Genomic DNA, 2,648 nt, shown 5'->3' with positions numbered 1-2,648 from the left:
ATCCTATATCGAAAGTGCTTTTCAGTTAGCCGAAAAAACAAAATCGACTGTTTTGAAAGACTATCTTTTAAAAACAAAAACGGCCTCTAGAGCAGAAAAACTACATTTGGAACAAATACAAAATTGGTCCGTTGAAATTGCGAAAGAACAACAAAAAGGGGAAGTAGCTGATATTTCGAAAATAAATAAAGCCATCGAAAAACAAAATGAATTAGTCCTATCGTTGAAAAAAATAGAATCTGAAAAGAATCCTACTGAAGCTTCGGAAATTAAAATTGAAAGTTTGTTTGCCAAATTAGATACCGAGAGTATTATTCTATTAAATTATTTTTCAGGTACTGAAAAGACCTACTGTTTTGTTTTTGAAAGCAATACAATTCGATTGCAGTCTTTTAATAATGACAAAGAAACAATGAAAGGGATTTGGAAATTCATTGATTATTTTAAAGATGCTGATGCAATCTTGAAAGATGTAAGAGGATACAATCATTCTGGAAAAGTGGTTTATGATGTTTTAAAATTACCTAAAGGAACAGACTGTAAAAAGCTATTAATTATTCCGGATGGTTTGTTGAATTTTGTCTCTTTCGAAGCATTAATTACTGAGAAATCTTCGACTACTAATTTTGCTAAAATGCATTATTTGGTTCAGGATTATGCGATTGGATATAACAATTCAGTAGCTTTTTATTTAAATGAAGTAGCAGTTGAAAAACCTAGGAAAAATGTGTTAGGTATTTTTCCTGTTTTTGATAAAACAAAATATGCTTTGTCTTTTTCGAAAAACGAAATGGCTTCGATAAAGCGAAATTTTGAAGGGCGTTTTTTCGAAAATGAACAAGCTACTTTTGATAATTTTAAAGCAAATGCGAGTAGTTATTCTATTTTGCATTTATCGACTCATGCGAGTTCAGGGGATATAGATACTGCTGCGAGTATCAAGTTGTATGATCAAGAAGTTTTATATCCACAGTTGTATTCTTTAAATATTAACCCTGACTTGGTAGTTTTAAGTGCTTGCGAAACGGGTATTGGGAAACTATATAAATCCGAAGGTGCGATGAGTGTTGCTAGAGGATTTCAGTTTGCAGGAGCACGAAATTTGCTATTCTCCTTGTGGAAAGTAAATGATTTCACGACTTCGGTTTTTATGGATTATTTTTACAATTATTGTGAAAAGGGAGTGTCCTATTTTGAAGCGAATCATAACGCTAAATTAGCTTTTTTGAATGATAAAAATATTTCAAATGCGAAGAAATCACCCTATTATTGGAGTGCTTTTGTGTATTATGGTGGTGTAACGTCAGGAGAAGAATCTTTTAATTATGCCTACCTTATATTTGGGTTTATAGCGGTAATTGGTTTACTTTTGATATTCACTCGTTTCAAAAAATGGAAAAACTACAAGAAATCCTAAAACAGGAAAAATACAAGAAAATAAAATTTAAAATTACCAAAACACAACACCTTTTGATTAAAGCAAAAATCAACGGAGTGAAGGGGAATTTTATTTTGGACACAGGTGCCTCTAGTAGTTGTATTGGTTTTGAGACCGTAGGATTGTTTCTTGTTGATGCACAGGATTCTAAAACCAAAGCTTCTGGTGCGGGTGCTACTGGCATGTTGACTCAAACGGCATCGAATAATAAAATGCAGTTGGGTACATGGAAAAAAAGCAAGTTTGACTTGGTTATTTTTGATTTATCTCATGTAAATGAAGCCTTGATGCAATATAAAACTAAGCCTGTTCATGGAATAATAGGAGCTGATGTTTTGTTAAGGGGAAAGGCTATTATTGATTATTATAATCACTATTTGTATTTGCAATAAAAAGAAAGCGTATTCCGAAAAAAATAAAATCCCAAATTCCAATGTAGATGGAATTTGGGATTTTTTATTTTTGAAATTTGTGTTTGATTACAATTCCAAAGCTTTTTTAGGATTGTTATCCATCAATAATTCAATTGGGTTTTCCAGAGCTTCTTTAACAGCAACTAAGAAACCTACTGACTCACGACCGTCAATGATTCTGTGGTCATAAGATAATGCTACGTACATCATTGGGTGAATTTCCACTTTTCCGTTTACTGCAATAGGACGCTCGATGATGTTGTGCATTCCTAAGATTCCTGACTGAGGAGGGTTGATGATAGGAGTAGACAACATAGAACCAAATACACCACCGTTAGTGATTGTAAAAGTTCCACCAGTCATATCGTCAACAGTGATTTGTCCGTCACGTGCTTTGATAGCTAATCTTTTGATTTCAGCTTCAACACCACGAAAAGTCAAATTCTCAGCGTTGCGTACTACAGGAACCATTAATCCTTTTGGTCCAGATACAGCAATTGAGATATCAGCAAAATCAAAAGCTATTTTGTGATCACCGTCCATCATAGAGTTTACGTCTGGGTATAATTGTAATGCTCTTGTTACTGCTTTGGTAAAGAAAGACATAAAACCTAGACCGAGTCCACCGTGTTTTGCTTTGAAAGCATCTTTGTATTCGTTACGGATGTTATTGATTGGCGTCATGTTTACTTCGTTGAAAGTAGTTAACATGGCAGTTTCGTTTTTAGCAGCTACTAAACGTTCAGCTACTTTACGACGCAACATGGATAATTTAGTACGCTCTTGTCCACGGCTTC

The 2,648-nt window shown here is 33.9% G+C and carries 3 protein-coding genes; 2 read left to right on the top strand and 1 reads right to left on the bottom strand.

Going from position 1 to position 2,648, the window contains the following annotated elements; all coding sequences use genetic code 11:
• Together WBQ70_RS03230 and WBQ70_RS03225 are read left to right on the top strand one after the other, a co-directional pair.
• On the top strand, positions 1–1,417 hold a 1,417-nt coding region (locus WBQ70_RS03230; protein WP_423910484.1), incomplete at its 5' end, for a CHAT domain-containing protein.
• Positions 1,393–1,830: a retropepsin-like aspartic protease gene (locus WBQ70_RS03225; RefSeq protein ID WP_423910481.1), complete on the top strand. Its 438-nt coding sequence runs from the start codon at positions 1,393–1,395 to the stop codon at positions 1,828–1,830. The genes WBQ70_RS03230 and WBQ70_RS03225, both read left to right, overlap by 25 nt.
• Positions 1,831–1,917: 87 nt before the next feature.
• Here WBQ70_RS03225 and sucB read toward each other — a convergent pair.
• A partial coding sequence (gene sucB, locus WBQ70_RS03220; protein ID WP_423910478.1) for a dihydrolipoyllysine-residue succinyltransferase occupies positions 1,918–2,648 on the bottom strand: 731 nt, incomplete at its 5' end.

It is taken from the genome of Flavobacterium sp. (genome assembly GCF_049590715.1).
Lineage (GTDB): Bacteria > Bacteroidota > Bacteroidia > Flavobacteriales > Flavobacteriaceae > Flavobacterium.
Note: the sequence above shows the minus strand (reverse complement) of the source record. Positions and strands in the feature narration are given on the sequence as shown.